The sequence below is a fragment of the Pseudomonas sputi genome, assembly GCF_021603585.1.
Taxonomy (GTDB): domain Bacteria; phylum Pseudomonadota; class Gammaproteobacteria; order Pseudomonadales; family Pseudomonadaceae; genus Aquipseudomonas; species Aquipseudomonas sputi.
Genome location: NZ_BQHI01000002.1, coordinates 52,142 through 79,072 on the forward strand (window position 1 = coordinate 52,142; position 26,931 = coordinate 79,072).

The following is a 26,931-nucleotide window of genomic DNA, read 5'->3' on the forward strand; positions in this document are numbered from 1 at the left end:
CATGGCTACGCTCGAACTTCGCAATGTAAACAAGACCTACGGTGCCGGCCTGCCGGACACCCTGAAGAACATCGAACTGTCGATCAAGGACGGTGAGTTCCTGATCCTCGTCGGGCCTTCGGGCTGCGGCAAGTCGACCCTGATGAACTGCATCGCCGGCCTGGAAACCATCACCGGCGGCGCGATCATGATCGGCGATCAGGACGTCAGCGGCATGAGCCCCAAGGATCGCGACATCGCCATGGTGTTCCAGTCCTACGCGCTGTACCCGACCATGAGCGTGCGCGAGAACATCGAGTTCGGCTTGAAGATCCGCAAGATGAGCCAGTCGGCGATCGATGAAGAAGTCGCCCGCGTGGCCAAGCTGTTGCAGATCGAGCACCTGCTCAATCGCAAGCCGGGTCAGCTCTCCGGTGGTCAGCAACAGCGCGTGGCGATGGGCCGGGCCCTGGCGCGCCGACCGAAGATCTACCTGTTCGACGAGCCGCTGTCCAACCTCGATGCCAAGCTGCGCGTCGAGATGCGCACCGAAATGAAACTGATGCACCAGCGCCTGAAAACCACCACGGTCTACGTGACCCACGACCAGATCGAAGCCATGACTCTGGGCGACAAGGTGGCAGTGATGAAGGACGGGATCATCCAGCAGTTCGGTACGCCGAAAGAGATCTACAACGACCCGGCCAACCTGTTCGTGGCGAGCTTCATCGGTTCGCCGCCGATGAACTTCATCCCCCTGCGCCTGCAACGCAAGGACGGCCGTCTGGTGGCGCTGCTCGACAGCGGCCAGGCCCGTTGCGAATTGCCGATGGCGATGCAGGACGCCGGTCTCGAAGACCGCGAAGTGATCCTCGGCCTGCGCCCGGAGCAGATTGCGCTGGCGAACGGCGAGGGCAATGGCCTGCCGAGCATCAAGGCTGAAGTGCAGGTCACCGAGCCGACCGGTCCGGACACCCTGGTGTTCGTCAACCTCAACGACACCAAGGTCTGCTGCCGCCTGGCGCCGGACATGGCACCGCAGGTGGGTGAAACCCTGACCCTGCAGTTCGATCCGTCGAAAGTGCTGCTGTTCGACGCCAAGTCCGGCGAGCGCCTGGGGGTTGCGGGCCTGCCGAAAACCGAGTCGCACAGCGCAAACGTGGCCCAGTTCAAAGGTCGCTGATCTACACAGGCGGGAGCGGGCAGGCCCGTTCCCGCAGGGAGCACGCGGTGCGTGGCCTGTCGCGCGCCGCATTAGATGTAAACCGCGTTAGATAAGAAGAACAGTTAATAACAATAAAACGAGGATGTAGGGATGAAGAAGAACAACAACGCTCAGCGAATCGGCCAGTTGTCGGCGATTGCGGCAATGATGCTGGCCGGCAGCGTCCACGCGGCTGACGCGTTCAGCTCCGATTCGGAGTGGATGACCGGGGACTGGGGTGGCGAGCGGACCAAGCTGATCGAGCAGGGTATCGACATCAAGATGGACTACGTCGGTGAAGTGGGCGGCAACCTTCACGGCGGTTTCAACGACGACAAGACTGCGCGTTACGCCGATCAGTTCGGTCTGGGCGTCGCGCTGGATCTGCAGAAACTGTGGGGCTGGGACAACACCCAGGCCAAGATCCAGTTCACCAACCGTAACGGCTACAACATTTCCAACGACCGCGTTGGCGATCCGCGTGCCGGCACACTCAGCTCCTCGCAGGAAGTCTACGGTCGTGGGCACATGGTGCGTCTGACCCAGTTGTGGATCAAACACCAGTTCTTCGACAACAAACTCGACGTCAAGGCCGGTTACTTCGGCGAAGGCGAAGACTTCAACACCTTCCCGTGCGAGTTCCAGAACCTGGCGTTCTGCGGTTCGCAAGTGGGTAACTGGGCGACCAACATCTGGTACAACTGGCCGGTCAGCCAGGCGGCCATTCGCGTCAAATACAACATCAACGACGAGCTCTACGCGCAGATCGGTGCGTACAACCAGAACCCGTCGCAGCTGGAACACGGCAACGGCTTCAAGTTGAGCGGCAGCGGTACCAAGGGCACCGTATTGCCAGTGGAGCTGGTCTGGTTGCCTAACCCGAACAGCCTGCCGGGCGAATACCGTGTCGGTTACTACAAGAGCACGGCCGATGCCGACGACGTTCGCGAAGACGTCAACGGTTTCGACGCGGCGACCACCGGTGATGCCTACCGCACCCACAGCAGCAAGCACGGCTACTGGTTCGTTGCACAGCAGCAACTCACCAGCCACAACGGTGACAAGAGCCGTGGTCTGAGCATCGCCGCCAACGCCACGTTCCACGACAAGGACACCAACTTCATCGACAACTATCAGTCGGTGATGTTTGTGTACAAGGGTCTGTTCGATGCGCGTCCGAAGGATGACTTCGGTATTGGTGCGGCACGTATCCACGTCAACGATGACGTGAAGAAAAATGCCCAGTTGCTCAACGTCTCCAATGGCGTTTCGGACTACGACAATCCGGTGTTCTCGCCGATTCGTGAAACCGAATACAACTACGAGATCAACTACGGCTTCCACGTGACCAACTGGCTGACCGTACGCCCGAACCTGCAATACATCACTCATCCGGGCGGTGTGGATGAAGTGGATAACGCTTTGGTCGCTGGCCTGAAAATTCAGTCTACGTTCTGACGCGTCTGCGATAAGCTCCTCTCTATGTGCGCATATTTGCGGACAGCCAAGGCTGTCCGCTTTTTTTTGGACAGGGGTGTCGCAGCCCATGAAAGTTGAATCTGGAACCGTGGCCCATGCATGAGCATCCGCTGCAACGCTTCTTCAAATCCTTGCGCGAACGTCCGGTGTTCGCCTGGGAGCGCTATCAGATGCGCGATGTGCTGGTGATCGATCATCCGCTGTGTCAGGCGGTGTTCAGTCGCCAGGGCGCGCAATTGCTGCATTTTCAACCGCGCGGGCAGAAGCCGTGGTTGTGGTGCGCGGCGAAGTGGCCGCATGTCGGCGCGATCCGTGGCGGCGTGCCGGTGTGCTGGCCGTGGTATGGCCGTCACCCGAGCGAAAACGCGTGGCCGTCCCATGGCTGGGCGCGCCTGCTGGACTGGAAACTGCTCGACAGCAGCAGCGCCGAGGACGGCGTGCGCCTGCATTGGCAACTGCAGCTGTGCGACTGGCAGGTGGACCTGCACGCGCACCTGGGCGAACGCATGGAATTGCGCCTGAGCACAGAGCATCAGGACGACATGCCGTGCCAGTTGAGCCAGGCTTTGCATGCTTACTGGCGTATTGGTGACGTGAGTGAGATAGCGCTGTCTGGGCTTGAAGGGGCGCAAGGTTACGACCAGTTGAACCGTGAGGTCTGCCAGCAGGAAGGCGAGCTGCGGGTCGATGGTGGCTGTCAGCGAGTGTTCCAGCATGACGGCGAATTGCAGCTCAAGGATCACGCCTGGCAGCGCGAATTGTGCATCGATACCGGCGACAGCGCGGACACGGTGGTGTGGCATCCGGGGGCGCGGCCATTGTTGGGCGTGACCTGGGATGAGATCTCGGAGTTTGTCTGTGTCGAAGCTGCGGCGGGTGGTACTGACAGCCTGCATCTGGCGCCGGGGGAGAAGGCGCATTTGAGTTTGCAGGCGTGGGCTGCTGCGTAATGATCGTTCCCACGCGGAGCGTGGGAACGATCGACGGGCCAGGGTGAGGGGCTTCGGATCTTCAGTTGAACTCGTCCCCCACCGGATACCGGCTCGCATTCAGGCTCTCTTTGATCTTGCGCAGATGCGGCTGGAAATCCACCCCGCGACGCAGGGTCATGCCGGTCGCCAGCACGTCCAGCACGGTCAACTGAATGATCCGCGAAGTCATCGGCATATAGATGTCGGTGTCTTCCGGCAGCGGAATATTCAGGCTCAGCGTACTGGCCTTGGCCAGCGGTGAATTCTCCGCCGTCAGACCCAGCACGGATGCGCCGTTCTCCCGGGCAATGCGCGCCACCTCCACCAGTTCGCGGGTGCGTCCGGTGTAAGAAATGATCACGAACAGCTCACCGGTGTGCGCCACCGAGGCAATCATCCGCTGCATCAGCACATCGGCGTGGGCAGTCACCGCCAGATTGAAGCGGAAGAACTTGTGTTGCGCATCCAGCGCCACCGGAGCCGAGGCTCCAAGGCCGAAGAAGTGAATCTGCCGGGCCTGGATCAACAGGTCGACGGCGCGGCTGATCAGGTTCGGGTCCAGCGCCTGGCAAGCGCTGTCCAGCGAGGCAATCGCACTGCCGAAAATCTTCTGCGTGTAGGCCTCGGGATTGTCGTCGGCTTCTACTGCGCGGCTGACATACGCCGCACCGCTGGCCAGGCTCTGCGCCAGTTGCAGCTTGAGTTCGGGGTAGCCGCTGACGCCGAACGAGCGGCAGAAACGGTTGACCGTCGGTTCACTGACCGACGCCGCCTGGGCGAGGGCGGCGATGCTGAAGCGGGTGGCCTGCTGTGGGTTGAGCAGGATCACTTCGGCGACTTTGCGTTCGGCCTTGTTCAGCTCTTCAAGGCGACTCTGGATCTGTTCCAGTAAATTTCGCACGCGGTCCATAAGAATTCCTAGATTCACCAGCGCCGATAAGCGCCCGGCTATGCAAATTGGGCCTTTGATGCGGCCCGTGACGGTGGCCTATCCTACTGATGGCTCCGACCGACCACCACTCGGAATCTGTATTTTGCGAAAATGTTGTGGTTATTACTACATTTTCCCTTGAGTGATGCCTTGAAAAAAGGTATTTGTAGCTTAACTTGATAAAAGAACAAACATCATGCCTTCGATTACGGTTGAACCGTGCACCTTCGCCTTGTTCGGCGCCTTGGGCGATCTGGCCCTGCGCAAGCTGTTTCCTGCCCTTTATCACCTGGATGGCGCCGGCCTGCTGCACGAGGACACGCGCATTATCGCACTGGCCCGTGAGGCGGGCACCGAGCAGCAGCACTTGGCGTTCATCGCTGCCGAGCTGCGTCGGTATGTGGGCAAAGAGCTGGACGAGGCCGTGGCCGAGCGCTTTCTGGCGCGCCTGACCTACCTGCACGTCGACTTCCTCAAGGCTGAAGATTATGTGGCGCTGGCCGAACTGGCCGGCAGCACGCAACGCATGATTGCCTACTTCGCCACTCCAGCGGCGGTGTACGGCGCGATCTGCGAGAACCTGGCGAACGTCGGTCTGGCGGAAAACACCCGCGTGGTGCTGGAAAAACCGATCGGCTCGGATCTCGAATCCTCGCGCAAGGTCAACGACGCCGTGGCGCAGTTCTTCCCGGAGAACCGCACTTACCGCATCGACCACTACCTGGGTAAAGAAACCGTCCAGAACCTGATCGCCCTGCGTTTCGCCAACAGCCTGTTCGAAACCCAGTGGAACCAGAACTACATCTCCCACGTGGAAATCACCGTGGCCGAGAAGGTCGGTATCGAAGGTCGCTGGGGTTACTTCGACAAGGCCGGCCAACTGCGGGACATGATCCAGAACCACCTCCTGCAATTGCTCTGCCTGATTGCCATGGACCCGCCGGCCGACCTGTCCGCCGACAGCATCCGCGACGAGAAGGTCAAGGTGCTCAAGGCCCTGGCGCCAATCAGTCCGGAAGGCCTGACCACTCAAGTGGTGCGCGGCCAGTACATTGCCGGCCACAGCGAAGGCAAGTCCGTGCCGGGCTACCTCGAAGAGCCGAACTCCAACGCCCAGAGCGACACCGAAACCTTCGTCGCCCTGCGTGCCGACATCCGCAACTGGCGCTGGGCCGGCGTGCCGTTCTACCTGCGCACCGGCAAGCGCATGCCGCAGAAACTGTCGCAGATCGTCATCCATTTCAAGGAACCGTCGCACTACATCTTCGCCCCCGAGCAGCGCTTGCAGATCAGCAACAAACTGATCATCCGCCTGCAGCCGGACGAAGGCATTTCCTTGCGCGTGATGACCAAAGAGCAAGGCCTGGACAAGGGCATGCAACTGCGCAGCGGCCCGCTGCAACTGAATTTTTCCGACACCTGGCGCAGCGCTCGGATCCCCGATGCCTACGAGCGGTTGTTGCTGGAAGTGATGAACGGCAATCAGAACCTGTTTGTCCGTAAAGATGAAATCGAAGCCGCGTGGAAATGGTGTGACCAACTGATCGCCGGGTGGAAAAAATCCGGTGACGCGCCCAAGCCGTACGCGGCCGGGTCGTGGGGGCCGATGAGCTCGATTGCACTGATCACGCGGGACGGGAGGTCGTGGTATGGCGATATCTGATGTGAAACTGCCCGAGGGCGTGAATGCCCGTGAATTCAAGAGCCCGGTGTTGCTCGCCGAAGGTTTGGCGCTGAATGTCGCCAAGCAGTTGAGCGAAGCACTGGCGGCGCGCGGCAACGCCGTGCTGGTGGTGTCCGGCGGTCGTAGCCCGGTGGCGTTTTTCCAGCACCTGGCCAAGCAGGAGCTGGACTGGTCAAAGGTTGTCGTGACCCTGGCCGACGAGCGCTGGGTACCGGTCGAACACGCCGACAGCAACGCCGGTCTGCTCAAGCAATACCTGCTCAAGGGCCCGGCGGCCAAGGCGCAGTTCCTCAGCCTTTACAGCGCGGCGGCCAACGTCGAGCAGGCTGCGGAGCAGGCGGATCGTTTGCTCGCCGAGTTGCCGCCCATCGACGTGCTGGTGTTGGGCATGGGCGATGACGGTCACACCGCGTCGCTGTTCCCGGACAGCCCGAACCTGGCCGAAGCCCTGCAAGCCGACGGCACCCGTCGCTGCTGGCCGATGCTCGCACCAAGCGTGCCACGCCAGCGCCTGACCATGAGCCGGGCGCTACTGGCTTCGGCGCGGCACAAGATTCTGTCGATTTCCGGTCAGTCGAAACTGACCACCCTGAATGCCGCACTGGCATCCAACGACGTCGCCGCCATGCCGGTTCGCGCGTTTCTGCAACCTACGTTAGAGATCTACTGGTGCCCATGAGCCAAGGAACAGCCGCTATGACAATTCCATCCCCGACCGTTTCCATGGCGGACAAAGTTGCCCTGATCGACAACCTCTGCGCCAAGGCGCGGATCCTGCCGGTGATCACCATCGCCCGCGAACAGGACGTGCTGCCGCTGGCCGACGCCCTGGCTGCCGGCGGCCTGACCGCGCTGGAAGTGACCCTGCGTTCGCAGTTCGGCCTCAAGGCGATCCAGATCCTGCGCGAACAGCGCCCGGAGCTGGTGACCGGTGCCGGCACCGTGCTCGACCGCAATATGCTGGCCGCGGCCGAAGCTGCCGGTTCGCAATTCATCGTCACCCCGGGCATCACCCGTGACCTGCTGGAAGCCAGTGTCGAAAGCCCGATCCCGCTGCTGCCCGGCATCAGCAATGCCTCCGGCATCATGGAAGGCTATGGTCTGGGTTATCGCCGCTTCAAGCTGTTCCCGGCTGAAGTCAGCGGCGGCGTAGCGGCGATCAAGGCCCTCGGCGGCCCGTTCGGCGAAGTGAAATTCTGCCCGACCGGCGGCGTCGGCCCGGCCAACATCAAGAGCTACATGGCGCTGAAAAACGTCATGTGCGTGGGCGGTAGCTGGATGCTCGATCCGGAGTGGATCAAGAACGGCGACTGGGCCCGAATTCAGGAATGCACTGCCGAGGCCTTGGCGCTGCTGGACTGATGCTTTTCATTTAGTTGCAACCCTACACTTCGTTGTGTGTTCTACGGCTTTAACGGTGCGCTTGGTCGGTGCGCCGTTTTTTTTTGCCCGAAAAAAATCTCCGTTATCTCAAGATACATAGTTACCGCACCCGGCTTTGCGTGTGGCGCTAACCTGCGTTCATCTTATGGAAGAGAGAACGCGTCATGGATAACCAGTCTTCAGCTCCATCGGTGTATCAACTGGCCCCCGAGCAAGTCGCAGGGCCCTATTTTCGCAATCCCAAACTGCTGCGGCGCAACATCAGCGAAGGCGCCGAGGGCCTGCCGCTGTTGCTGCGCCTGACCATCGTCGATGCCATGACCGCCGAGCCGGTCAACGGTGCACTGGTGGATATCTGGCACTGCAACGCCCGGGGTGCCTACTCCGGCTGGAGCCGGGTGAACCCGGATCTGGAAGTCGACGTCGAGGACATCGGCTCGATCCCGCGAACCGACGATGACACCTACCTGCGCGGCGGTCAGTTCAGCGACCATAAGGGCAGGGTGCGCTTCACGACGATCTATCCGGGTTTTTATGCCGGGCGAGCCCTGCACATTCACGTGGCGGTGCGCATCGTCGCCGGTAACGAATACCTGGAAGAGCGGAATGTGGCCTGGGTCGGGCAATTGTATTTTCCGGAGGTAGTCACTCGCGGCGTGCTCAACGCCAAGGCCTATCGCGGGCGTGCTTCGGTGCCGGTGTGTAACGCCGACGATGCCTACTACGCCACTATGGGCGGTGAAGCGTCGACCCTGACGGTGTGGCCGATCGGCCGCGACTCTCACGAAGACGGTTACTTCGGCCACCTCACGATCGGCATCGACACCTTTGCGGTGTCGTCGCAGATCAAACCCGAGGATTTTGACAAGTACACGGTTTAACGCAGTTCGTTCAGCGCCTGAACCAACAGCTGAATCTCCGCCGCCGTGGTGGTCAGCGACGGCGTGATGCGGATGCATGGTCCGCAGGCCGCGCCGTTGCGCACCACGGTGAACAGGTTGTAGTCGTTGAGCAGGCGTTCGGCCATTGCCTGCTGGTCGGCATGCCGGGTAAAGCGCATGGAGGTGATGCCGCAATACAGACGCGGATCGTCCGGGGTCGTGACCTCAATACCCGGCAGGTTACGCACGGCGCTCACCCACAGGTTGCGCAGGTAATTCATCCGCGCACCTTTGGCGGCCGCGCCACCCAGTGCGCGGTGTTCTTCGAACACCAGTGGCAAGGTCATCAAAGCCGGAATGTTCGGGGTGCTGTAGGGCGTGCGAGAGCGGATATCGCCCACCGGAAAATGTATCTCGCCCATGTCCGGGTCGATGTCGAGCACGCGCTGCGGGGCAATGTAGATAAAGCCGAGGGTCAGCGGTGAGCCGATCCACTTGTGCAGGTTGTACCCGGCGAAAGCGATGCCCAGCGCTTCGAGATCGAACTCGATCTGCCCCAGTGCATGGGCGCCATCGAGGATGATGTCGACGCCGTGCTCCTTGGCCAGCGAGGCAATGGCCTGTATCGGCATTACCAGCCCGGTGCGGTGGGTGACGTGGGTCAGGGCCATCAGCTTGAGCTTCGGATAGCGGATGAAGGCCTCACGGTAAGTCGCCAGCAGGCTGTCGAAACTGGCCGGGTGAGTGTGCTCGATCTCGATCACCTCGACCCCGCGATGGCGTGCCAGCCAGCGCATGGCGCCCTTGACCGTGTCGTACTCCAGATCGCAGATCAGCACCTGGTCGCCAGGCTGCAGGCGATTGTAGTTGCGGATCAGCGATTGCAGGCCGGCAGTGGCGTTGTGGGTGAACGCCACGCTTTGTGCGCGGACGCCGATCAGCTCGGCCAGTTGCGCGCGGATGTCGAGGTTGTCGTGCTGTTCGAAACGCTGGCGCACGTAGATCGAGTTGCTGTTGTTGATCAGCTCGATGTTGCGCTGGTACTCCTCGATCACGGTGCGCGACATCCTTCCGAAATAGCCGTTCTCCAGGTTCACGGGGCCGGGGTGGCGGTCGTAACGGTCGGCGAAGGTTTGCCAGAAGGCTTCGTCTCGGGCGCGGCGGGTGTTATCGGGCATGGTCGACTCGGATCAGGGGGGGGGCGCCTCAATGGCGCGGGGCAGGTTTGCCGTGTTTGGCGCGTAGCGGTTCGAGCAGTTCCGAGAGGCCGTTGTGATCGATTTCCTGCATCAACGCCAACAGCCCGCCCAGTTCTCCATGGGGGAATCCTTCCCGGGCAAACCAGTTCAGGTACGGGCCCGGCAGGTCGGCAATGATCCGGCCCTTGTATTTGCCGAAGGGCATTTCGCGGGTGATCAGCAGTTCGAGCTTTTCAGGGTTCATCGTTGGAATCGTCTGGCTTTGAAAACACGTTGGAAAATACAGGCATTCTGCATGCAGGCCAAATGACAGATCATGCAAATAACAGGCATACAGATTTTTGGAGTACTTGTAAGTTATTGAAAATTAAAGATTAAATTCTTTTCGTGAAGCTGGCACGACCACTGCAACACTCCTTGCATCTTTCACCCACGCAAGGAATTGAAAAATGACTGACATGAATAAAGAAGCCATCTCCGTCCTCAACGACCTGATCGAAACCAGCAAGGATGGTCAGGAAGGCTTCAAGACCTGCGCTGAAGACATCAAGCACCCAGAGCTCAAAACCCTGTTCGTGAAACGCTCCGCCGATTGCGCAACCGCTGCGGCCGAGTTGCAAGCCGCCGTGCGTTCGATGGGTGGCGATCCGGAAACCTCGACCAGTGTCAGCGGTGATCTGCACCGTCGCTGGGTCGATGTCAAAGCGATGTTCACCGGCAAGGACGAAGAGGCTGTGCTCAACGAAGCCGAGCGCGGTGAAGACCACGCGTTGAAGGCTTACCGTGAAGCGATCGAGAAGATCAACAAGCACAACCTGGTCGGCATCCGTGACCTGGTAGAACGCCAGTACCACGGCGTGCAACGCAATCACGATCAGGTGAAGGCGCTGCGTAACCAGGCTCGCGCACGCTCGTAAGCGTTCGAGGCCAAGAAAAAACGCCAGCTGGTCTGGCGTTTTTTTGTGTCCGGATTAACCGAGTACGATCAGCCGATACTGATGGCCGGCAAGGTCGGCAGGGTAACGGTTTGCTGTTTACGCGGCGCCAGGATCTCGGCCTCGCCGTCCACCACCAGCTCATCGCGCTGGTTGAATACGCGCGTGGCAATGCGCACGCGGAATTTCGGCAGTTTCTCCAGAATTTCCAGACGTACTGTCAGCGTGTCGCCGATCTTCACCGGCTTCTGGAAGCTCATCTGCTGGCCGATATAAATGGTGCCCGGCCCAGGCAGTTCGCAAGCCACTGCCGCACTGATCAGCGCACCGCTGAACATGCCGTGGGCAATACGTTCCTTGAACATGCTGGCGGCGGCGAACTCGGCGTCCAGGTGCACCGGGTTGTGGTCACCGGACATCGCGGCGAACAGCTGAATGTCGCGTTCCTCGACAGTCTTGCTGTAGCTCGCGGTCTGGCCCACTTCGAGGGCTTCGTAAGGGATGTTGGTAACCTGGGTCATGGGGCTGAATTCCTGAGACGGATGAAATGAATCCACAAAAAATTATTCGCTGCGGTGCGGCCGTCGATGGCTCAGGGCCTGGTCGATCCAGGCCAGCACATCGGCGGTCACTTCGTCGCGGTTGCTCTCGTTGAACAATTCGTGCCGCGCCTGCGGGTAGATCTTGAGTTGCAGGTTCTGGCTGCCAGCCGCGCGCAAGGCGTTGGCCAGATCAGTCAGACGCTTGCCTTCGCTCACCGGATCACATTCGCCGCCGATCACCAGCAGCGGCAGGCCCGGATCAATCTGGGCGAGATTGGACGCTTTGCTGATTTGCTGCAACCCGCCCAGCAGGTCGATCCACAACTGATTGGTGCAGCGAAAGCCGCACAGCGGATCGCTGGCGTACTTGTCGACCTCGGCCGGGTCGCGACTCAGCCAGTCAAACGCGGTGCGCGCCGGTTTGAATTTAGTGTTGAACGAGCCGAACGACAACCATTCGATCAGCGCGCTGCGGCCCTTGGCGCCCTGGCGCAGTTTTTCAAAACGAGCGATCTGCCGCGCCGCGCGATACAGCGCAATCGGCTGGAAATTCGAGCCGCTGAGAATCGCGCCGTGCAGGCTGGCGCTGTGATGCAGCAGATACGCCTGGGCAATGTAGCTGCCCATGCTGTGCCCGAGCAGCACGATCGGTACCCCCGAATGCCGTTGGCCGATGTGCTGGTTGAGACTGGCCAGATCACCGACCACCTTGCACCAGCCATCGTCATCGGCGAAATGCCCGAGCGTCCCATGATCGGCGGTTTTGCCATGGCCGCGCTGATCGGGCGCGTACACGCCGTAACCTGCGGCGCAGAACGCCTCAGCCAGCCGTGCGTAGCGGGCACTGTGTTCAGCCATGCCGTGGGCCAGCAAAATCACCGCCTTCAGCGGCGCGGTCGGCAGCCACTGGTTGACGAAGAGGCGGCTGCGGTCACTCGCGTCCAGCCAGAAGGTGTCGTGGATCATGGCGATTCCTTTTGCGGCCTGTTTTTGCTCAAGCGTCTTGCAGAGTTGCATTGTATAGCGCGTCCGATCAGCTCACGCCACGGCAGGAAGATTCACACGATCAATGAGGACCTTGCCCATATTTGCCTGATTGACCATAGCTGCTAGTGTCCGTGAAGCCCCGCTTTTTGCTTTCGGCTTTTTCAGGGACAGAAAGAAATGACAGCGAAGCGGCCCCGGATCGGCTCAGGTAAAGAGGACAAGAACAATGCAACCTGATTTCTGGAATGACAAACGCCCGGCGGGCGTACCCCTGGACATCGACGCGGGTGAGTTCAAGTCGGTGATCGAGGTGTTCGAGCGTTCCTGCAAGAAATTCGCTGATCGCCCGGCGTTCAGCAACATGGGCGTGACCCTGACCTATGCCGAGCTGGAGCGCCAGAGCGCCGCATTCGCCGGTTATCTGCAAGCCCACACCGACCTGGTGCCGGGGGATCGCATCGCGGTGCAGATGCCCAACGTCCTGCATTATCCGATTGCCGTGTTCGGCGCGTTGCGCGCCGGGCTGATCGTGGTCAACACCAACCCGCTGTACACCGCGCGGGAAATGCGTCACCAGTTCAAGGACTCCGGCGCCCGGGCGCTGGTATACCTCAACATGTTTGGCCAGAAGGTCCAGGAAGTGCTGGCGGACACCGACATCCAGTACCTGATCGAAGCGAAGATGGGCGACCTGATGCCCACCGCCAAAGGTTGGCTGGTCAACACCGTGGTCAGCAAAGTGAAGAAAATGGTGCCGGCGTATTCGCTGCCCCAGGCGATTTCCTTCAAGAGCGCGCTGCGCATGGGCCGGGGCCTGGGCATCAAGCCGTTGAAGGTCGGCCTGGATGACATCGCCGTTCTGCAATACACCGGCGGCACCACTGGCCTGGCCAAGGGCGCAATGCTCACCCACGGCAATCTGGTGGCGAACATGCAGCAGGTGCGCGCCTGTCTCGGTCAGTTCGGCAGCGACGGCCAGCCACTGCTGCGCGAAGGTCAGGAAGTGATGATTGCGCCGCTGCCGCTGTATCACATCTATGCCTTCACCGCGAATTGCATGTGCATGATGGTGTCCGGCAACCACAACGTACTGATCACCAATCCGCGTGACATCGGCGGCTTCATCAAGGAACTGAAGAACTGGAAGTTTTCGGCGTTGCTGGGGCTCAACACCCTGTTCGTCGCGCTGATGGATCACCCGGACTTCAAGACCCTGGACTTTTCCACGCTCAAACTCACCAACTCCGGCGGCACCGCGCTGGTCAAGGCCACGGCCGAGCGCTGGGAGCAGCTCACCGGTTGCCGGATCACCGAGGGCTACGGCCTGACCGAAACCTCGCCGGTGGCCTGCACCAACCCGTACGGCGAGCTGTCGCGAATCGGCACGGTCGGCCTGCCGGTGCCGGGCACCTTGTTAAAAGTCATCAACGACGACGGCGTCGAGCAGCCTCTGGGCGAGCGTGGCGAGTTGTGCATCAAGGGACCGCAAATCATGAAGGGCTACTGGAACAAGCCCGAGGCCACCGCCGAAGTGCTGGATGCCGAGGGCTGGTTCAAGTCCGGTGACATCGCGGTGATCGACCCGGACGGCTTCGTGCGTATCGTCGACCGCAAGAAAGACATGATCATCGTCTCCGGTTTCAATGTGTACCCGAACGAAATCGAAGACGTGGTGATGGCTCACCCGAAAGTTGCCAACTGCGCAGTGATCGGTGTGCCGGACGAGCGTTCCGGGGAGGCGGTGAAGCTGTTTGTGGTGGCGCGGGAAACCGGCGTGAGCCTGGAAGAGCTGAAGGCTTACTGCAAAGAGAATTTCACCGCGTACAAGGTGCCGAAACACATCGTGTTGCGTGAGTCATTGCCGATGACGCCTGTCGGGAAAATTCTGCGCAGAGAATTACGCGATATCGCATAAAAAACTGCGTTTCACTCTATCGCGAGCGGGCTCGCTCCTACGGGATCATCAGTGAACCTGCGGGAGTGCGCCCGCTCGCGATTTTTGGTTTCAAGACCCCGAAAACCGGGACTTTCAAGGAGTTATAGGATTTTTGCTCTAAAATGACTGCCAGTGGTTCTTGAGTCATTAAAATGACTGCATGGGTCGATTTTGGCTCTGGTCGACCCTTGGCAAAGCTGCTACTCTCGGCGCGCTTTGGGACTTCTCGGCCTTGTAAAAAGCCAGACTCACCAATAAACAAACACCAATAATAATCGCATCAAATGCGGTGCTGAATTCGCGTTGCTGAGGAGTGGGCTTCCATGATCGAAGACTTTTGGAAGGATAAGTACCCCGCTGGAATTGCTGCCGACATCAATCCAGACGAGTACCCGAATATTCAGGCAGTGTTGAAGCAATCCTGCCAACGCTTCGCCGACAAACCGGCGTTCAGCAACCTGGGCAAGACCCTCACCTACGGTGAACTGTACGAATTGTCCGGTGCGTTTGCCGCCTATCTGCAACAGCATACCGATTTGCAGCCTGGTGATCGAATCGCCGTGCAACTGCCCAACGTGTTGCAGTACCCGGTCGCCGTCTTCGGTGCCATCCGTGCCGGGCTGATCGTGGTCAACACCAACCCGCTGTACACCGCGCGGGAAATGGAACACCAATTCAACGACTCCGGTGCCAAGGCGCTGGTGTGCCTGGCCAACATGGCGCACCTGGCCGAAGCCGTGGTACCGAAAACCGGCGTCAAACACGTCATCGTCACCGAAGTCGCCGACCTGCTGCCGCCGATCAAGCGTCTGCTGATCAACAGCGTCATCAAGTACGTGAAGAAAATGGTGCCGGCCTATCACCTGCCAAAAGCCGTCAAGTTCAACGACGTGCTGAGCAAGGGGCAGGGCCAGCCGGTGGCCGAAGCCAACCCGGACAGCGGCGATGTCGCGGTGCTGCAATACACCGGCGGCACCACTGGCGTGGCCAAGGGCGCGATGCTCACCCATCGCAACCTCGTCGCCAACATGCTGCAGTGCAAGGCGCTGATGGGCTCCAACCTCAACGAAGGTTGCGAGATCCTGATCACACCGCTGCCGCTGTATCACATCTACGCGTTCACCTTTCATTGCATGGCGATGATGCTGATCGGCAACCACAACATCCTGATCAGCAACCCGCGCGACCTGCCGGCGATGGTCAAGGAGCTGTCGAAGTGGAAGTTCAGCGGTTTCGTCGGCCTCAACACGCTGTTCGTGGCCCTGTGCAACAACGAAGGTTTCCGCAAGCTGGATTTCTCGGCGCTGAAAGTCACCCTGTCCGGCGGCATGGCCCTGCAACTGGCTGCAGCCGAGCGCTGGAAAGCGGTCACCGGTTGCCCGATCTGTGAAGGTTACGGCATGACCGAAACCAGCCCGGTGGCCACGGTCAACCCGATCCAGAACATTCAGATCGGCACCATTGGCATTCCGGTGCCGTCGACCCTGTGCAAAGTCATCGACGACGCCGGTGTCGAGCAGCCGCTGGGCGAAATCGGTGAGCTGTGCGTCAAGGGTCCGCAAGTGATGAAGGGCTACTGGCAGCGTCAGGAAGCCACCGATGAAATGCTCGACAGCGAAGGCTGGCTGAAGACCGGTGACATCGCACTGATCCAGCCGGACGGCTACATGCGCATTGTCGATCGCAAGAAAGACATGATTCTGGTGTCCGGTTTCAACGTGTATCCGAACGAACTGGAAGACGTACTGGCGGCTCTGCCAGGCGTGTTGCAGTGCGCGGCCATCGGCGTTCCGGATGAGAAATCCGGCGAGGCGATCAAGATCTTCATCGTCGCCAAACCGGGTGTCACCCTGACCAAGGAACAGGTCATGGAGCACATGCGCGCCAACGTCACCGGCTACAAGGTGCCGCGTTCGGTGGAGTTCCGCGATGCGCTGCCGACCACCAACGTCGGCAAGATCCTGCGTCGCGAACTGCGCGACGAAGAGCTGAAGAAGATCAAGGCGAAGAACGCCGCGTAAAACGAAAAGCCCCGCAGATGCGGGGCTTTTTGTTATTGGCTTGGCGCTATTGTTGATCGTTCCTACGCAGAGCGTGGGAACGATCAGTTTGAGTGTCTTATTGGCGGAACGGCGCGAAGTTCACGTTGGTGCCCGCCGGGCGCATGTCCTGCAGGTACGAGTCCTTGTCGGCGCTGAGTTCCAGGCTCAGGGCCGCCTTGCGTTTGCCTTCGTTGCGGATCACCAGGCCTTCGAGCTTTTCGCGCAGGAACACGGTCGGCACTTTCAGGTGCAGCAGTTCGTCGGTGGCCGGGGTGTGCATCAACAGGTGGATCCACTCGTACTGACCGATCGCCAGGCGCGACACCGGCAAGTCGAACCACCAGATGTTGCGGTTGCGGTTCAGTTCGGCGAAGTGGCAGTTGTTGGTGCCGAGCACGGCACCGCCCAATTCCTGGTTGCGACGGGCGATGGCCTGCTTTTTATCGAGTTTCATAACATTCCTGCGGGATCGGTTCTGTGGCGCCTGGCGCCCTTATGGTGGGCATTCTCGGGGGTACGCTCGCAAACATAAAGCCCAACGTTCACGCCGCGACGAAATGAAGCCCTGAAAATAAATGAAACTTGGCGTAAATCCGGCCAGTCAATCCTTACGTACTGACTTTCCCCGTTAATGTTCCAAGGAGAATCACCATGGGTAGCACGAGCGATAAAGTGAAAGGCATGGCCAACGAAGCGGTCGGCAACGTCAAGCAAGGTGTCGGCAAAGCCACCGACAACACCAAACTGCAAGCCGAAGGCAAAGTGCAAGAGAAGAAAGGCGAGGCCCAGCAAGCGGTGGGCAAAGCCAAGGACGCGGTCAAGAAGGGCGTCGACAAGGCCTGACCCGCCCTTGAACGAAACAGCGAAGCGGCCATCCAAGGATGGCCGTTTTCGTATCCCGCTCACATGCGGTCACGGATCACAGTGTTTCAAAGTCGCCAATTAAGCTACTTTGATGAGAGAAAAACGGCCCCTGAGTCGCCACGACTTCAACCTGTTTTGCGGCGAAAGGAGACGCGAATGATTTTTCCCGACATGAAAGGTCTGCCCCTGCACCGGGTGATGGTGCGCACGGTCACCGAATTCGTCGACGACGAGATGTCGACCTATGCCTCGGCACTGGCCTACCAGATGCTGTTCTCGCTGTTCCCGTTCATTCTGTTCCTGATTGCCCTGATCGGATTCCTGCACCTGCCGGACTTCTTCTCCTGGCTGCGCCTGCAATCGGAACTGGTGTTGCCGCCCCAGGCGCTGGAGCAGGTCAACCCGGTGATCGATCAACTGCAGCAATCCAAGGGTGGCCTGCTTTCGGTGGGTATCGTCATCGCCCTGTACACCGCGTCCGCCGGCGTGCGCCTCATGATGAGCGCGATGAACGCCGCCTACGACGTGGTCGAGGGCCGGCCCCTGTGGAAGCGGTTTCCGCTGTCGATCATCTATACCGTCGGCATCGCCGGCATGTTGCTGGTGGCCGCGGCGCTGATGGTGCTCGGCCCGCAGGTGATGGGCTGGATCGCCGCGCAGGTCGGGCTGGAAGACGTCATCGTCACCCTGTGGACCATCGCCCGCTGGCCGGTGATCGTGATCCTGATGATGGTGGCCGTGGCGCTGATCTATTACGTGATGCCCGACGTCAAACAAGAGTTTCGCTTCATCACGCCGGGCTCGGTGCTGGCGGTGGTGGTGTGGATCATCGCGTCCCTGGGCTTCGCGTTCTACGTCAAGACGTTCGCCAACTACAACGCCATGTATGGCAGCATCGGTGCGATCATCGTGCTGCTGCTGTATTTCTACATTTCCGCCGCCGTGTTGTTGCTCGGTGCGGAGATGAATGCGGTGATCGAACACATGTCCAGCGAGGGCAAGGATTCGGGCGAGAAAGTCCCCGGTGAACTCGATGAACATCCCAAACAACACGTTTCCGGCCTCGGGCGCGATCACTCGCTCAAGCCGAACACTGACGAAGCCTGACCATGATCCGTGAAATCCTGAAGATGGGCGACGAACGCCTGCTGCGCATCGCCCCGCCAGTGCCCGCCGAAATGCTCGACAGTCCCGAGCTTTGGCAATTGATCGACGATATGTTCCAGACCATGGAAAGCGTCGGCGGGGTCGGCCTGGCCGCGCCGCAGATCGGCGTCGATCTGCAACTGGTCATCTTCGGCTTCGAGCACAGCGAACGCTACCCGGACGCCGAAGCGGTGCCACAGACGATCCTGATCAACCCGTTGATCACGCCGTTGAGTCCCTTGATGGAAGAGGGCTTCGAAGGCTGCCTGTCAGTGCCGGGCTTGCGGGGAGCGGTGGACCGTTACCAGCAGATCCGCTACGAAGGCGTCGATCCCAAAGGCGAGCCGATCGTGCGTGTGGCCTCGGGCTTCCATGCGCGGGTGGTGCAGCATGAATGCGATCACCTGATCGGGCGCCTGTATCCGTCGCGCATTACCGATTTCAGCAAGTTCGGCTTCACCGAAGTGATGTTTCCGGACCTCGATCCCAACGCTGACGACTGACTAGCCCGCGCGCGGCGCCAGCTCCATGGCAATCATCGGCTTGCTCCGCGCATAACGGCTCAAACGCTCGGCCATGGCCTGGGGCAGGGCAGGGTCGAAGGTGAAGCCGCGCCGTTCGTAGAAACCGCGCAGGTCCGGGTGGCAGAACAGCCACACCGGCGCCTCCACTTCCTTCACCGCCTCGGCAATCAATTGCGCGGCGATGCCCTGTTCACGGCAGGCCGGATCGACGAACAGCCCGGTCAACCAGTGCCCGCCCGACACCGGCCGAAGGCATAACGCAGCAACAATCTCCTCCTTGCGCGCCACCCACAATTGCGCCTCGCGCACCGCTTTCATCGACGATTGATGCTGGCGGTAGAACTTGTTCATCAAGGGCCAGGACAGGTCGTCGAGCTGGCTGTAGCGGATGTCGGTCATGAATCGGACTGCCGGTGCAAAAGCCGCGGATTATAAAACAACGTGCCTGCCGGGATAGGTGTATACCTGATCTCACACCCTTTCTGAGTGGAGTACGCATCATGTCCAAAGGTATGGATTCGAAAAAAGCCGCGAAGAAAAAACCGGCCAAGACCGCCATCGAAAAACGCCACGAAAAGAGGGCGAAAAAAGTCGACATTTTTGGCCATTGATCACGCCGCTCGGGAGCCCGGATCCGGGCTCCTGCCTTGTCCTTGAAAACAACCCGCAAAAATAATCTGCAAGATATCCCGTCGGTGTTGCACAGAACGATCAGACCCTCGTTCCGAGCCACGCCATGCCCCACTATTTCGACGATGCCCATCGCCAACAGATCGAAACCCTGCGCCAACGCTTCACCGCCCGCACCGAGTGGCCGACCTGGCTGCTGCTGATCGGCGTATACGGCGGCTGGTTCGCGATTGTGCTGGGCAGCGAACGTATCGGTGTCTGGTGGAGCACGCTGCTGCTGATTCCGTTGCTGGTGCTGTGGCTGTCGGTGCAGCACGAATTGCTCCACGGGCATCCGACGCGCTGGACCTTCGTCAACAAAATCCTCGGCTATGCGCCATTCGCGGTGTGGTATCCCTACACGCTCTATCGCGACAGTCATTTGCAGCACCATTGCGACGAAAACCTGACGATTCCCGGCGTCGATCCCGAAAGCCGTTACCTGAGCGCCGAGCGCTGGCAGGGCCGTTCGTTGTTCGAACGCAGCCTGCACTGGCTGAACAAGACCGTATTGGGTCGATTCATTCTTGGCGCGCCGCTCGCGTTGCTGGCGCTGGCCGGTGAAGAACTGCAACGTCTGAAAAACGGCGAGCGCCAGGCTTGGCTGATGTGGTTGAGCCACGGCGCGTTGACCGTGCTGATGCTGTTCTTCATCGCGCGCTACAGCGTGTTGCCGGTCTGGCATTACCTGTTTTTGATCAGCGTACCGGCGCTGTCGATCGCGATGGTTCGCTCGTACTATGAACATCGGCCGCATACGCAACCGGAGCAGCGCACGGTGCTCAACGAAGCCGGATGGCCATGGCGCTGGCTGTTCCTCAACCTGAATTTCCATCTGGTACACCACGATTTGCCGAAGCTTGCGTGGTACGACTTGCCCAAGGCCTACCGCATGCGCCGGGAGCAATGGGTGGCGCGCAGCGGTGGATTTCTGGTGCAGGGTTATGGGCAATTGTGGCGCCGGCACGGCATCAAGCCGATCGACAGCCCGCAGCATCCGTTTATTTGAGGCCAGCATGACGTCAGGTTACGCAGAGCTGTTGATGTACATCGCCCCCGAGCCGGTCCGCGCGGCGAACGAGCAGTGGCTGGCGCGGATTCTCGAACACCTCGGCCGTTCGCGGCTTGATGCCGACGGCCTGTCGCTGCTTGAACTCTGGCGCTCGCCTGAGTTGCTGCTGACCCAGACCTGCGGCTATCCGCTGATGACCGCGCTGCGTGGGCAGGTCAGGATTGTCGGCCGTCCGCGCTACGAATTGCCGGACGCCAGCGCCGGCAATCATTGCAGCCTGATCCTCGCCCGCGCCGATGATCCGCGCCGCAATCTGGCGGAGTTCTTCGACAGTCGCGGGGTGATCAACAGCGAAGACTCCAACAGCGGCATGAACCTGTTGCGTCAGCGCCTGGCCCCATTGCACCGGGACGGGCAGTTTTTCACTTCGGTCGGCCTAAGTGGCGGGCATCGCGAAAGCCTGCGCTGGTTGCGCGAAGACCGCGCCGATCTGGCGGCCATCGACAGCGTGACCTTTGCGTATCTGGCGCAATACGCCGCCGCAGAGGTCAGCGGCTTGCGGGTGGTGGCACGCAGTGCGTTCAGCCCGACCTTGCCCTTCATCACCGCTGCCAGCACGACGGACGAACAGATTGAACACCTGCGCCGGGCGATGAATCGCAGCCTTCAAGACCTGCCCGATGTGGCCCGCATCCTCGGTTTGCCCGAAGTCCTGCCTGCCAGTGAAAGCGATTACCTCGTCCTGCTGGATTATCAGCGCGAGGCCGAGGAACTGGGTTATGGCCGCTTGCGTTAGCGGCTTCTTGTAATTCACTAATGGAATATAAAAATTCTTTTTAAGTATTTTTAACGAATAAGGCGCCTTGCTAGGATCGCGCCACCGGACGACCGGACATTCAGCGACCCTTGACCAAGGAGCCCCCATGTCCGGCGCCGACTCATCCCATCGCAATCAGGTGAAGACGTTGTTTCGCGACCATTACCCGTGGTTGTGCACACGTCTGCGTCGGCAATCGAATGATGCGGCCACCGCTGAAGACATCGCCGCCGAAACCTTCGCGCAACTGCTCGAAGCCCCGGGCCTGACCGCCATCCGCGAACCCCGCGCGTTGCTCACCACCATTGCTCAACGCCTGCTGTACGAGCGCTGGCGGCGGGGCGATCTGGAGCGTCGACATCTGCACCAACTGCAACAGGGCGACCTCGATCACCCGCCGTCTCCCGAAGAACTCGCCGACCTGTCGCAAAGCCTCAAGCATCTGGACCGGACACTCCGGCGCCTGCCAGGCAAGGTGCGCTCGACCTTTCTGCTGGCGCGCATCGACGGCCTGACCTACCCGCAAATCGCCGCCGAACTGGGTATCTCCCAACGTTCGGTGAGCCTGTACATGACCCGTTCCCAGGCCCTGTGCAATCGCCACAGCGCCAACCAAACCCTGATTTCCTCTCAGAACAAGAGGTCCGCATGAGATCGCTCAAAACCCTGCTCGGCAGTTCGCTGCTGGCCCTGACCCTGACGGCTGGCCACGCCGTGGCAGCGGAAAAAACCGCGCCGATTCACTTCGGTGACATCACCTGGGAAAGCGGCAGTTTCATCACCGAAGTGCTGCGCCTGATCGTCGAAAAAGGCTACGGCTACCCGACCGACACGCTGCCGGGCAGCACCGTCAGCCTGGAAGCGGCGCTGGCGAAAAACGATATTCAAGTGATCGGCGAAGAGTGGGCCGGGCGCAGTCCCGCGTGGGTCAATGCCGCCGCCGAGGGCAAGGTGTTCGGCCTCGGCGACACGGTAAAAGGCGCCACCGAAGGCTGGTGGGTGCCGGAGTACGTGATCAAGGGTGACCCCGAGCGCGGGATCAAACCGCTGGCGCCGGAACTGAAGTCCGTGGCCGATCTGCCGCGCTACAAGGATGTGTTCAAGGATCCGGAAGACCCGAGCCGTGGGCGTTTCCTCAACAGCCCGACCGGCTGGACTTCGGAAATCGTCAACAGCCAGAAACTCAAGGCGTATGCGTTGAACGACAGTTACGTCAACTTCCGCACCGGCTCCGGCGCGGCGCTGGATGCCGAGGTGGCGTCGTCGATCAAGCGCGGCAAACCGGTGCTGTTCTACTACTGGTCGCCGACGCCGCTGCTCGGTCGCTTCAAACTGGTGAAGCTGGAAGAGCCACCGTTCGACGCCGAAGCCTGGAAAACCCTGGCCGATGCCAACAACCCCAATCCGAAAGGCACGCGCTCGATGCCGGCGAGCCTGGCGATTGGCGTGTCGGCGCCGTTCAAGGCGCAGTATCCGGAGCTGGTGACATTCTTTGAGAAAGTCGACTTGCCGATCGATCTGCTGAACCAGACCCTGGCCGGGATGAGCGAGAAGCGCCAGCAGCCACGTCAGGTGGCCGAGGCGTTTCTACGCGATCAACCGCAAGTGTGGAAGCCTTGGGTGCCGGATGATGTGGCGAACAAGGTTAGTGGGAGTCTGTAGTTCTTTTCCGATATTGGTGTCGTTTCAAAAGTTGCCATTGCGAGTCGGTCGCAATGGCAATCAACGCCCACGCCGCTGAACCCTTTCTCGTCCGCTTCCTGTCCGAATTCCCTCATTACTGGCCGACTAGTGGCCTTGCGCAAGCATTCGCGCTGTCTATGCTCATTCATAACTAACTATGCCGAACGCCATGCAATGCGTTTCGACCGCTAGTGGTTACCGATCTCAAAGCTGCCAGAGTGCGCAATCCAAGGCACCGGACACTGAACCGACAAGGAGCATGTTTTTAAATGGAAGTTCTTCTGCATGTTAGGAATGGCCCGCCTGCGGGCTATCAAGAGAAGGATGTCTTGATTAGAGCGTCTTCGCATGGACTCTTTGATTAACCATCGTTTATCACCTGACAACTTCCTCCCGTGGAGGAAGGCGTGTGCCTGTTCTGTGGAACGTAGTGGTGGATTCTGAAAGATCTGAACTTTCATCAAATCAAAAGAACGCGCGGAAGGTGATAGAGACATGTTCAACCTACATCACAAGGCTGATCTGCAGGAAATCGAACGTTTCAGCTGTGCCCTGACCGAAGCCAACGCCAAGCTGGCGGCGATCAGCCGTTCGATGGCAATGATCGAATTCACCCCCGAGGGCATCGTCCTGGATGCCAATGACAACTTCTGCAAGACCATGGGCTACAGCGCCGAAGAAGTGCGTGGCAAACATCACCGGATCTTTTGTGAAGAAGAATTTTATCGCAGCGAGGAATACGCCAAGTTGTGGCGTGACCTGGCCCGGGGCGAGCCCATCAGCGGCACTTTCCTGCGCTTGAACAAGAGCGGTCGCGAAATCTGGCTCGAAGCCAGTTACATGCCGGTGTATGGCCCGGACAAACAAGTCCGGAGTGTGATCAAAGTGGCGGCGGACATCACCGCGCGCGTGAACAAGGAAAAGGAAGAAGAGAGCATGCTCGCTGCCATCGGCCGTTCAATGGCAGTGATCGAGTTCACCCCGCAAGGCAATGTGATCACCGCCAACGACAACTTTCTCAAGACCATGCAGTACTCGCTCAACGAAATAGTCGGCCATCATCACAGTCTGTTCTGTCACCGGGTCGAGGCCGAGTCCGCGCAGTACAAGGCGTTCTGGGCATCGCTCAATCGCGGCGAATATCATTCGCACCGCTTCGAGCGCAAGAACAAGTCCGGGCAGACCGTTTACCTCGAAGCCTCGTATAACCCGCTGTTCGACGCCAAGGGCCGGTTGTACAAAGTGGTGAAGTTCGCCAGTGACATCACTCACCAGATGACCACCTTGCAGACCGCTGCGGAATCGGCCCACAGCACCTCGGTACAAAACGACGCCTGTGCGCAAAAAGGCTCACAGGTCGTGCAGCAAACGGTGCAGATCATTCAGGACATTTCCCGCGACCTCAACGAAGCGGCGCTGAGTATCGATGCGGTCAGCAAGCAGTCGGACATCATCGGCACCATCGTCCAGACCATTCGCGGGATTGCCGACCAGACCAACCTGCTGGCGCTCAATGCGGCCATCGAAGCGGCGCGAGCGGGTGAACACGGGCGTGGTTTTGCGGTGGTGGCGGACGAAGTGCGCAGCCTCGCGGCGCGGACCAGTCAGGCGACCCTGGAGATTGTCGATGTGGTGCGCAAGAACCATGAGCTTTCATTGAGTGCAGTGTCGAGCATGCAGTCGAGCCTGAGCCGCACCGGGCTCGGGGTGGAACTGGCGAACGAGGCGGGGGATGCGATCCGCGAGATTCAACAGGGTTCGCGGCATGTGGTGGATGCAATCAGCCAGTTCAACGAGACGTTGCAGTTGAACTGACGGTTTCACGGCTGAAAGAGGATCCCCATGGGGATCCTTTTTTAATGCGCCACTCCATTAGAGCGAAGCGAGGAACTTGTCTGCCGACTGGTCGCTGATCTTCGCCGAGTCGGCGTCCTGTTTGTTCTGTTTCTCGGCTTCGGCCAGCTTCATCTTGTCCTGCAGGCGCTCGGCGATCTCTTTGCCGATGGCCAGTTGTTTCTCCGGCGGCATGGCTTTGATGTCGTCTTCGGTCAGGCCCATTTCCTTGAGAATACTGTCGCGCAGACGCTGTTCCGGCGACTTGCTCATGTAGTCCTTGAACTCGTCCAGGGCCGATGAGCCTGAGGATTTGCTCGGCGAGGTATCGGAGGTTTGCAGGGCGACACGGGTCTTGGCGAACGCTTCGTCGACGTTGTCGCTGATGCGTGTGGCTTCGCTGACTTGCTGGGTCGCAAGTTGAGTGGCCGATTCCTGCACTTTGGCGGTGGCTTCGGCGGTTTGCGCCTGGGCCTGGTTCTGCAGGGTCTGCAGCATCGCGCCGTGCAGTCCGCCTTGCAGGCCGGCCGCTGCCGTGGTGGTTGCATCGTCATTCAGATGCTTGGGCAGGTGGATGAGTTGCTGTTGTTTTGCACTGACCAACATGATGAAAGGACCTGTAGGTAAGGACTGTCAGCCCATGGCAGCAAATACCGTGCCCATCGAATAAGTCGTTTTACTTCAATGGCTTGTGGTTTCTGTGAGCCGGCGAAGCGGTCATCCCTTGCCGGTGGGCGGCAGAGGATGACCGTTGTCCTTCAGCGATGGGCGATGTTTTCCAGCGCCAGATTGCGGGTGCGCGGGCCGAAGCAACCGATGGTCAGCATCACGATCAGCATGCTGGCGACGATGAACGCCAACACGCCCGGCGTACCGAAGTGATCGAGGAACAGGCCGATCAGCAGGCTGCTGAACACGGTCGACAAACGACTGAACGAGTAACAGAACCCCACCGCCCGGGCGCGGATGTTGGTGGGGAACAGTTCGCTCTGATAGGAGTGGTAACTGAAGCTCAGCCAGGCGTTGCAGAAGGTGATCATCACCCCGCAGAAGATCAGGCCGAAGGCGCTGGTCTGCAGGGCGAACAACGTGCCGAAGGTCATGGCGCCGAGGGCTGAGCCGACGATCTGCCACTTGTTCTCGAAACGGTTGGCGAATTTGACGAACAGCAGCGGTCCGAGCGGGTAGGCGAGGGTGATGATGAACGCGTACATCAGGCTGTGAGTGACGCTGACACCCTGACCACTAAGCAGCGCCGGCAACCAGTTGCCGAAGCCGAAGAAACCGATGGCCTGGAAGATGTGGAAGACGATCAGCATCAATGCGCGGCGGCGATAGGGCGGCTGCCAGATGTCGGCGAAACGGCCCTTGCCTTCAACATCGACCGCTACCGCTTCCGGCGCGTCCAGTGGCTGACGGTGATCTTTCTCGCAGCGCGCCTCGATGCCGTCGAGAATCCGGTTCGCCTCATCGAAACGCCCGTGTTGAGCCAGCCAGCGCGGCGACTCCGGCAGACGCTTGCGCAGCCACCAGATGAACAGCGCAAACACCGCGCTGGCCAACACCACCCAACGCCAGCCGGACACCCCGAACGGCGCCTGCGGCACCAGCCACCAGGACATCAGCGCCACCGCCGGCACCGACAGAAACTGCACGAAAAAAGCGAAAGCGAACGCCGAACTGCGCATGCGCTTGGGTACCAGTTCCGAGAGGTAGGCGTCGATGGTCACCAGCTCGATGCCGAGGCCGATGCCCACCAGAAAGCGCATACAGATGATTCCCAGCGCCGAACTCTGCACGCCCATCAGCACGGTGGCCACGGTGTACCAGACCAGGGCGAAGGTGAAGATCGCCCGCCGTCCGAATCGATCGGCCATCGGGCTCAGCAGACTGGCGCCGAGAAACAGGCCGAGGAACGTTGCCGAAGCGAACGCTGCCTGATCGGAGAAACCGAACACGCCCTGATTGCCGGTGGCGAAGATGCCGTCGCGGATCAGGCCGGGGCTGATGTAGGCGGTCTGGAACAGGTCGTAGAGTTCGAAGAAACCACCGATCGACAGCAGTGCCACCAGCCGCCAGATCGTGGCGACTGCCGGGAGGCGGTCGATGCGGGCAGAAATCTGTGCGGCGCGTATCGGGTCGATGCCGTCGCGTTGCGCGGCGGGGGCGTGTGCAGTCATGGGCTGATCCATTTTTTATTGATGGAAAAGCTTAGCCTGCTATCGGAAAT

26 protein-coding genes and 2 pseudogenes are annotated in these 26,931 nt (G+C 60.1%); 19 read left to right on the forward strand and 9 right to left on the reverse strand.

The genetic code is table 11. From position 1 onward, the window contains the following. Position 1 precedes the first annotated feature (1 nt). From L6D81_RS02750 to L6D81_RS02760, 3 genes are all read left to right on the forward strand, one after another. On the forward strand, positions 2 to 1,162 hold the full coding sequence (locus tag L6D81_RS02750) for an ABC transporter ATP-binding protein (RefSeq protein WP_236177813.1): 1,161 nt from the start codon (positions 2 to 4) through the stop codon (positions 1,160 to 1,162). Positions 1,163 to 1,294: 132 nt separating this feature from the next. Beyond that, entirely contained in the window at positions 1,295 to 2,641 is a 1,347-nt protein-coding gene (locus L6D81_RS02755; protein WP_236177814.1) for a carbohydrate porin, read from the forward strand. Between the two features lie 116 nt (positions 2,642 to 2,757). Beyond that, positions 2,758 to 3,612, forward strand: coding sequence for a D-hexose-6-phosphate mutarotase (locus tag L6D81_RS02760; RefSeq protein WP_085610785.1), 855 nt, complete (start codon positions 2,758 to 2,760; stop codon positions 3,610 to 3,612). 61 nt (positions 3,613 to 3,673) lie between these two features. On the opposite strand, the gene L6D81_RS02765 is transcribed toward L6D81_RS02760, so the two are convergent. Beyond that, the gene (locus L6D81_RS02765; protein WP_169842436.1) at positions 3,674 to 4,534 is read right to left on the reverse strand and encodes a MurR/RpiR family transcriptional regulator; all 861 of its coding nucleotides are present in this window, start codon (positions 4,532 to 4,534) and stop codon (positions 3,674 to 3,676) included. A gap of 226 nt (positions 4,535 to 4,760) precedes the next feature. Here L6D81_RS02765 and zwf point away from each other — a divergent pair, with 226 nt between their 5' ends. From zwf to L6D81_RS02785, 4 genes are all read left to right on the forward strand, one after another. After that, positions 4,761 to 6,227 carry a glucose-6-phosphate dehydrogenase gene (zwf, locus tag L6D81_RS02770; RefSeq protein ID WP_011335604.1) on the forward strand — a complete coding sequence of 489 codons (1,467 nt, stop codon included), beginning with the start codon at positions 4,761 to 4,763 and terminating at the stop codon, positions 6,225 to 6,227. After that, complete coding sequence (gene pgl / locus L6D81_RS02775; protein WP_085606568.1) at positions 6,214 to 6,927, forward strand: 6-phosphogluconolactonase; 714 nt, start codon at positions 6,214 to 6,216, stop codon at positions 6,925 to 6,927. Before zwf ends, pgl begins: the two co-directional genes overlap by 14 nt. A gap of 17 nt (positions 6,928 to 6,944) precedes the next feature. After that, on the forward strand, positions 6,945 to 7,610 hold the full coding sequence (locus L6D81_RS02780; protein WP_236177815.1) for a bifunctional 4-hydroxy-2-oxoglutarate aldolase/2-dehydro-3-deoxy-phosphogluconate aldolase: 666 nt from the start codon (positions 6,945 to 6,947) through the stop codon (positions 7,608 to 7,610). A gap of 185 nt (positions 7,611 to 7,795) precedes the next feature. Further along, positions 7,796 to 8,512: an intradiol ring-cleavage dioxygenase gene (locus L6D81_RS02785; protein ID WP_236177816.1), complete on the forward strand. Its 717-nt coding sequence runs from the start codon at positions 7,796 to 7,798 to the stop codon at positions 8,510 to 8,512. Here L6D81_RS02785 and L6D81_RS02790 read toward each other — a convergent pair. Then, positions 8,509 to 9,690: an aminotransferase class V-fold PLP-dependent enzyme gene (locus tag L6D81_RS02790; protein ID WP_236177817.1), complete on the reverse strand. Its 1,182-nt coding sequence runs from the start codon at positions 9,688 to 9,690 to the stop codon at positions 8,509 to 8,511. The genes L6D81_RS02785 and L6D81_RS02790 overlap by 4 nt on opposite strands. Before the next feature lie 28 nt (positions 9,691 to 9,718). Then, a complete protein-coding gene (locus L6D81_RS02795) occupies positions 9,719 to 9,955 on the reverse strand; it encodes a DUF3820 family protein (RefSeq protein WP_003213031.1) in 237 nt (78 codons plus the stop codon). A 205-nt stretch (positions 9,956 to 10,160) separates the two neighbouring features. Between L6D81_RS02795 and L6D81_RS02800 the strand changes: the two genes are divergently transcribed. Further along, entirely contained in the window at positions 10,161 to 10,628 is a 468-nt protein-coding gene (locus L6D81_RS02800; protein WP_007951153.1) for a PA2169 family four-helix-bundle protein, read from the forward strand. A gap of 68 nt (positions 10,629 to 10,696) precedes the next feature. Here L6D81_RS02800 and L6D81_RS02805 read toward each other — a convergent pair whose 3' ends face one another. Both L6D81_RS02805 and L6D81_RS02810 read right to left on the reverse strand, forming a co-directional pair. After that, positions 10,697 to 11,167: a MaoC family dehydratase gene (locus tag L6D81_RS02805; protein ID WP_003227420.1), complete on the reverse strand. Its 471-nt coding sequence runs from the start codon at positions 11,165 to 11,167 to the stop codon at positions 10,697 to 10,699. Between the two features lie 42 nt (positions 11,168 to 11,209). Then, positions 11,210 to 12,154, reverse strand: a complete 945-nt coding sequence (locus L6D81_RS02810; protein WP_236177818.1) for an alpha/beta hydrolase — start codon at positions 12,152 to 12,154, stop codon at positions 11,210 to 11,212. Between the two features lie 247 nt (positions 12,155 to 12,401). Between L6D81_RS02810 and fadD2 the strand changes: the two genes are divergently transcribed. Then, positions 12,402 to 14,090: a long-chain-fatty-acid--CoA ligase FadD2 gene (gene fadD2, locus L6D81_RS02815; RefSeq protein WP_236177819.1), complete on the forward strand. Its 1,689-nt coding sequence runs from the start codon at positions 12,402 to 12,404 to the stop codon at positions 14,088 to 14,090. 344 nt (positions 14,091 to 14,434) lie between these two features. Then, on the forward strand, positions 14,435 to 16,132 hold the full coding sequence (gene fadD1, locus L6D81_RS02820) for a long-chain-fatty-acid--CoA ligase FadD1 (protein WP_236177820.1): 1,698 nt from the start codon (positions 14,435 to 14,437) through the stop codon (positions 16,130 to 16,132). A gap of 97 nt (positions 16,133 to 16,229) precedes the next feature. Here fadD1 and L6D81_RS02825 read toward each other — a convergent pair whose 3' ends face one another. After that, positions 16,230 to 16,607, reverse strand: a complete 378-nt coding sequence (locus L6D81_RS02825) for a hypothetical protein (protein WP_007951149.1) — start codon at positions 16,605 to 16,607, stop codon at positions 16,230 to 16,232. A gap of 197 nt (positions 16,608 to 16,804) precedes the next feature. On the opposite strand from L6D81_RS02825, the gene L6D81_RS02830 reads away from it, so the two are divergent. The 3 genes from L6D81_RS02830 to def all read left to right on the forward strand — a co-directional run bounded on the left by L6D81_RS02830 (position 16,805) and on the right by def (position 18,666). Further along, positions 16,805 to 16,996 (forward strand): CsbD family protein, encoded by a 192-nt coding sequence (locus L6D81_RS02830; protein WP_064598911.1) that lies wholly within the window; start codon positions 16,805 to 16,807, stop codon positions 16,994 to 16,996. Between the two features lie 177 nt (positions 16,997 to 17,173). Next, complete coding sequence (locus tag L6D81_RS02835; protein ID WP_236177821.1) at positions 17,174 to 18,124, forward strand: YihY/virulence factor BrkB family protein; 951 nt, start codon at positions 17,174 to 17,176, stop codon at positions 18,122 to 18,124. Positions 18,125 to 18,126: 2 nt separating this feature from the next. Next, entirely contained in the window at positions 18,127 to 18,666 is a 540-nt protein-coding gene (def, locus tag L6D81_RS02840) for a peptide deformylase (RefSeq protein WP_007951144.1), read from the forward strand. Here the strand turns inward: def and L6D81_RS02845 are convergent, their stop codons facing one another. Then, positions 18,667 to 19,086 carry a GNAT family N-acetyltransferase gene (locus L6D81_RS02845; protein ID WP_236177822.1) on the reverse strand — a complete coding sequence of 140 codons (420 nt, stop codon included), beginning with the start codon at positions 19,084 to 19,086 and terminating at the stop codon, positions 18,667 to 18,669. A gap of 337 nt (positions 19,087 to 19,423) precedes the next feature. Between L6D81_RS02845 and L6D81_RS02850 the strand changes: the two genes are divergently transcribed. The 6 genes and pseudogenes from L6D81_RS02850 to L6D81_RS29625 form a co-directional block, all read left to right on the forward strand. Further along, on the forward strand, positions 19,424 to 20,365 hold the full coding sequence (locus L6D81_RS02850) for a fatty acid desaturase (protein ID WP_236177823.1): 942 nt from the start codon (positions 19,424 to 19,426) through the stop codon (positions 20,363 to 20,365). Between the two features lie 7 nt (positions 20,366 to 20,372). Then, positions 20,373 to 21,164, forward strand: coding sequence for a phosphate/phosphite/phosphonate ABC transporter substrate-binding protein (locus tag L6D81_RS02855; RefSeq protein ID WP_236177824.1), 792 nt, complete (start codon positions 20,373 to 20,375; stop codon positions 21,162 to 21,164). A gap of 127 nt (positions 21,165 to 21,291) precedes the next feature. Continuing rightward, on the forward strand, positions 21,292 to 21,837 hold the full coding sequence (locus tag L6D81_RS02860) for a sigma-70 family RNA polymerase sigma factor (protein ID WP_236177825.1): 546 nt from the start codon (positions 21,292 to 21,294) through the stop codon (positions 21,835 to 21,837). Further along, on the forward strand, positions 21,834 to 22,847 hold the full coding sequence (locus L6D81_RS02865; protein ID WP_236177826.1) for an ABC transporter substrate-binding protein: 1,014 nt from the start codon (positions 21,834 to 21,836) through the stop codon (positions 22,845 to 22,847). The genes L6D81_RS02860 and L6D81_RS02865 overlap by 4 nt, the downstream gene beginning before the upstream one ends. A gap of 516 nt (positions 22,848 to 23,363) precedes the next feature. Next, positions 23,364 to 24,134, forward strand: a pseudogene (locus L6D81_RS29620) (PAS domain-containing protein); the annotation flags it as partial. 120 nt (positions 24,135 to 24,254) lie between these two features. Beyond that, positions 24,255 to 24,683: pseudogene (locus L6D81_RS29625) on the forward strand (methyl-accepting chemotaxis protein); the annotation flags it as partial. Positions 24,684 to 24,740: 57 nt separating this feature from the next. Here L6D81_RS29625 and L6D81_RS02875 read toward each other — a convergent pair. Together L6D81_RS02875 and L6D81_RS02880 are read right to left on the reverse strand one after the other, a co-directional pair. After that, positions 24,741 to 25,307, reverse strand: a complete 567-nt coding sequence (locus L6D81_RS02875; RefSeq protein ID WP_236177828.1) for a hypothetical protein — start codon at positions 25,305 to 25,307, stop codon at positions 24,741 to 24,743. A gap of 152 nt (positions 25,308 to 25,459) precedes the next feature. After that, positions 25,460 to 26,881 carry an MFS transporter gene (locus L6D81_RS02880; protein WP_236177829.1) on the reverse strand — a complete coding sequence of 474 codons (1,422 nt, stop codon included), beginning with the start codon at positions 26,879 to 26,881 and terminating at the stop codon, positions 25,460 to 25,462. Between the last annotated feature and the right edge of the window lie 50 nt (positions 26,882 to 26,931).

Coding starts and splice junctions, on each gene's coding strand:
- L6D81_RS02830 (WP_064598911.1), top strand. CDS start 16,805: ATGGGTAGCACGAGCGATAAAGTGAAAGGCATGGCCAACGAAGCGGTC.
- L6D81_RS02845 (WP_236177822.1), bottom strand. CDS start 19,086: ATGACCGACATCCGCTACAGCCAGCTCGACGACCTGTCCTGGCCCTTG.
- L6D81_RS02860 (WP_236177825.1), top strand. CDS start 21,292: ATGTCCGGCGCCGACTCATCCCATCGCAATCAGGTGAAGACGTTGTTT.
- L6D81_RS02825 (WP_007951149.1), bottom strand. CDS start 16,607: ATGAAACTCGATAAAAAGCAGGCCATCGCCCGTCGCAACCAGGAATTG.
- L6D81_RS02880 (WP_236177829.1), bottom strand. CDS start 26,881: ATGACTGCACACGCCCCCGCCGCGCAACGCGACGGCATCGACCCGATA.
- L6D81_RS02750 (WP_236177813.1), top strand. CDS start 2: ATGGCTACGCTCGAACTTCGCAATGTAAACAAGACCTACGGTGCCGGC.
- L6D81_RS02850 (WP_236177823.1), top strand. CDS start 19,424: ATGCCCCACTATTTCGACGATGCCCATCGCCAACAGATCGAAACCCTG.
- L6D81_RS02780 (WP_236177815.1), top strand. CDS start 6,945: ATGACAATTCCATCCCCGACCGTTTCCATGGCGGACAAAGTTGCCCTG.
- fadD2 (WP_236177819.1), top strand. CDS start 12,402: ATGCAACCTGATTTCTGGAATGACAAACGCCCGGCGGGCGTACCCCTG.
- L6D81_RS02875 (WP_236177828.1), bottom strand. CDS start 25,307: ATGTTGGTCAGTGCAAAACAACAGCAACTCATCCACCTGCCCAAGCAT.
- L6D81_RS02800 (WP_007951153.1), top strand. CDS start 10,161: ATGACTGACATGAATAAAGAAGCCATCTCCGTCCTCAACGACCTGATC.
- fadD1 (WP_236177820.1), top strand. CDS start 14,435: ATGATCGAAGACTTTTGGAAGGATAAGTACCCCGCTGGAATTGCTGCC.
- pgl (WP_085606568.1), top strand. CDS start 6,214: ATGGCGATATCTGATGTGAAACTGCCCGAGGGCGTGAATGCCCGTGAA.
- L6D81_RS02760 (WP_085610785.1), top strand. CDS start 2,758: ATGCATGAGCATCCGCTGCAACGCTTCTTCAAATCCTTGCGCGAACGT.
- L6D81_RS02865 (WP_236177826.1), top strand. CDS start 21,834: ATGAGATCGCTCAAAACCCTGCTCGGCAGTTCGCTGCTGGCCCTGACC.
- L6D81_RS02835 (WP_236177821.1), top strand. CDS start 17,174: ATGATTTTTCCCGACATGAAAGGTCTGCCCCTGCACCGGGTGATGGTG.
- L6D81_RS02785 (WP_236177816.1), top strand. CDS start 7,796: ATGGATAACCAGTCTTCAGCTCCATCGGTGTATCAACTGGCCCCCGAG.
- L6D81_RS02755 (WP_236177814.1), top strand. CDS start 1,295: ATGAAGAAGAACAACAACGCTCAGCGAATCGGCCAGTTGTCGGCGATT.
- L6D81_RS02790 (WP_236177817.1), bottom strand. CDS start 9,690: ATGCCCGATAACACCCGCCGCGCCCGAGACGAAGCCTTCTGGCAAACC.
- L6D81_RS02810 (WP_236177818.1), bottom strand. CDS start 12,154: ATGATCCACGACACCTTCTGGCTGGACGCGAGTGACCGCAGCCGCCTC.
- L6D81_RS02855 (WP_236177824.1), top strand. CDS start 20,373: ATGACGTCAGGTTACGCAGAGCTGTTGATGTACATCGCCCCCGAGCCG.
- def (WP_007951144.1), top strand. CDS start 18,127: ATGATCCGTGAAATCCTGAAGATGGGCGACGAACGCCTGCTGCGCATC.
- L6D81_RS02805 (WP_003227420.1), bottom strand. CDS start 11,167: ATGACCCAGGTTACCAACATCCCTTACGAAGCCCTCGAAGTGGGCCAG.
- L6D81_RS02795 (WP_003213031.1), bottom strand. CDS start 9,955: ATGAACCCTGAAAAGCTCGAACTGCTGATCACCCGCGAAATGCCCTTC.
- zwf (WP_011335604.1), top strand. CDS start 4,761: ATGCCTTCGATTACGGTTGAACCGTGCACCTTCGCCTTGTTCGGCGCC.